The organism is Ulvibacter sp. 2305UL32-6 (assembly GCF_058148545.1).
The window spans coordinates 1-2277 of sequence record NZ_JBYVKA010000020.1; the positions used below are offsets into that span (position 1 = coordinate 1).

Sequence of the window (2277 nt, forward strand, 5' to 3'; positions counted from 1 at the left end):
TTTTCATTAATAGTGCCTAACGTGTTTGTATAATGCCAGTGGCGGTTCTTGGCTCGCTGTGGCTCAACCAAATTTGCGGAGCAAATGTTGGCAGCGGCGTCGACGCGTGCGACTCGGAAGCCACGGCGAAGCCGTTTGCGAGTTTATTCGGAAATAAATATACGTTTTTAAATTGTAGGATTTTCAATTCAATAACCAACTTAGCCATTGGCTTTATACGGTGTTGTGTGTAGTTTGTTACTCCTTTATTCTTTTCTTCAAATCCATTCTCCCGTGAAGAATTCTTATTATTTCCAAATGGCTATCTTCCATTTTTCTAAAGAAAATTATATGTCGGTTAGCTTTAACACCTCTTAAGTTTGGGGTGATTCCTTCGTAGCTTTTGCCCAAATCTGAATTATTTGCTATTTCTGCACAATTTGAAATTAACATGGCGTAATATTTATCAGCTTGCGTTTCTGACCATTTGTCGAAAGTATAATTCCAAATTTTATCTAAATCTTCAATCGCTTTTTTGGTGAGCTTAAATTCAGCCATTAATTTGTCTTTTAGCTTTTAGAGATTCTAAATGTTCTTTTGGATTAAAGTCATGGACAATTCCGCTGTCAATTCCTTCTTGGATTGCACTTCTCAAAGCTATAATTTTAGTCTCTTCTTCTTCTAAAAGGCGAAGTCCTGCTCTAATAACTTCACTGACATTTTTAAACCGTCCTTCACTTATTCTGCTTTGAACAAATTGGTCGAAATAATTTCCTAATGATATTGATGTGTTTTTACTCATTTCCGTTGTAATTAATACAATTCAAATATACCAAAAATTGGTATAATAACAAAATCATCAAATTACACACAACGTGTTTGTATAATGCCAGTGGCGTTTTTTGGCTCGCTGTGGCTCAACCAAATTTGCGGTAGCAAATGTTGGCAGCGGCGTCGACGCGTGCGACTCGGAAGCCACGGCGAAGCCGTTTACGAGTTTATTCGGTTGATCTAAGATAGTCTTTTTGTGGGAAAGTTAATTCGTTTAACCAACAAAGCCATTGGCTTTATACGTTGTTGGCAACTGGCGTTATATTATTTGTTCGTCTGTCTCATAATCTACATTTTTATAGTAAGTTTTATATTTAATACCATAAAGCTGTTGACCAGGTAAATTTTTAATAAGATTGTATTTAGTTATTAAATTGTTCGTTTTCGACTTGTCTTCAATTAATTCTGAGGTGTATTCCCACTTCATTCCCATATTAGATAGACTATTAATCATTAAAAGAGCTTGCTCATAAGTTGAAATCTGTGCGCGATAAAGTTTTCCGTATTGATATTTCTCCAAATCGGAAAAATGTAAATAATCATTTAAATATTTAAAACTTTGAAAAAGATGTCGGAAGTAATGTCCAAGGCGAAACTGATGCCCACCATAGTATTTTTCATAGGGTTTAACAGGACTTAACTCTTGTGCTAAACCTGAACTAAGATTTTCCAATTTCTCTGGCGTTTGTCGATTTTTGTAAAGTTCATCAATAAGAGGATGTAATTTTGAAAGTTCCATATCTCTAATAATTTTCCATCCATTCCAACGATAAGAATTAGGTTTTTTCGGTTTAAGCTTCAAATAGTAAACTACTTTATAATAATATAGCGGATTATATTTTTTGAAAAATATTCTTCTTAAAATAGATTCCCCCTCTTCACTTAATCCATAAAATACTATAGTATAAGCAATATCGATGTTAGCGAACTCTATAAGATTTATATTAGGATTGATTCTATTTGTAATTTCTTCAAGTTGTTTTTGATACTCTGGCATTATATAATCTGAAACATCAACAGAATTAGAAAACTTAGTGATTTCACGATAGCAGTCAGTGAACTCCTTAAATATTACTCTAAATACTTGTCTATTCTTATAGTTTTCCTTCTGTTTATTTTTATATTTTGAGTATGAAATATCATTGACATTTGATCTGTAAAGTCTGATCATCTCGAAAAAAGAAGCTTCAAATGCGTTTCGTTTATTATTTTTTGCTTGCTCTCTAAAGGTTAAAAAGATGAGTAGAGTACCTGCAAGTGCAAAGAAGGTTCCAACAACACCACCAATAAAGTCGCCAAATTGACCGGTAGTTGCGTAATTAGTTGCTAGATCGGGAGAAATACTTAAGCCATCTAATGATGATTTTCCTAGGAATAAGATTAAAGATAGACACCCAAGAATAAGTAGAGTCCAAGACAAGAACATTATTTTTTTTTCCATTCTGGAGTTTTTTTCAGCTTGTTGCC

General features: G+C 33.6%; 3 protein-coding genes. All 3 read right to left on the reverse strand.

The annotated features are described in order from the left end of the window. Nucleotides 1–237 precede the first annotated feature (237 nt). On the reverse strand, nt 238–537 hold the full coding sequence (locus ACY2RU_RS17410; RefSeq protein WP_490139757.1) for a type II toxin-antitoxin system RelE/ParE family toxin: 300 nt from the start codon (nt 535–537) through the stop codon (nt 238–240). Further along, nucleotides 530–781: a type II toxin-antitoxin system ParD family antitoxin gene (locus ACY2RU_RS17415; RefSeq protein WP_490139758.1), complete on the reverse strand. Its 252-nt coding sequence runs from the start codon at nt 779–781 to the stop codon at nt 530–532. The genes ACY2RU_RS17410 and ACY2RU_RS17415 overlap by 8 nt, the downstream gene beginning before the upstream one ends. Nucleotides 782–1069: 288 nt before the next feature. Further along, nucleotides 1070–2277: putative phage abortive infection protein (locus ACY2RU_RS17420; RefSeq protein ID WP_490139759.1), on the reverse strand; the 1208-nt coding region annotated here is incomplete at its 5' end.

Bases quoted from the DNA above. Each gene is read 5' to 3' on its own strand.
- ACY2RU_RS17415 (WP_490139758.1), bottom strand. From the start codon at position 781: ATGAGTAAAAACACATCAATATCATTAGGAAATTATTTCGACCAATTT.
- ACY2RU_RS17410 (WP_490139757.1), bottom strand. From the start codon at position 537: ATGGCTGAATTTAAGCTCACCAAAAAAGCGATTGAAGATTTAGATAAA.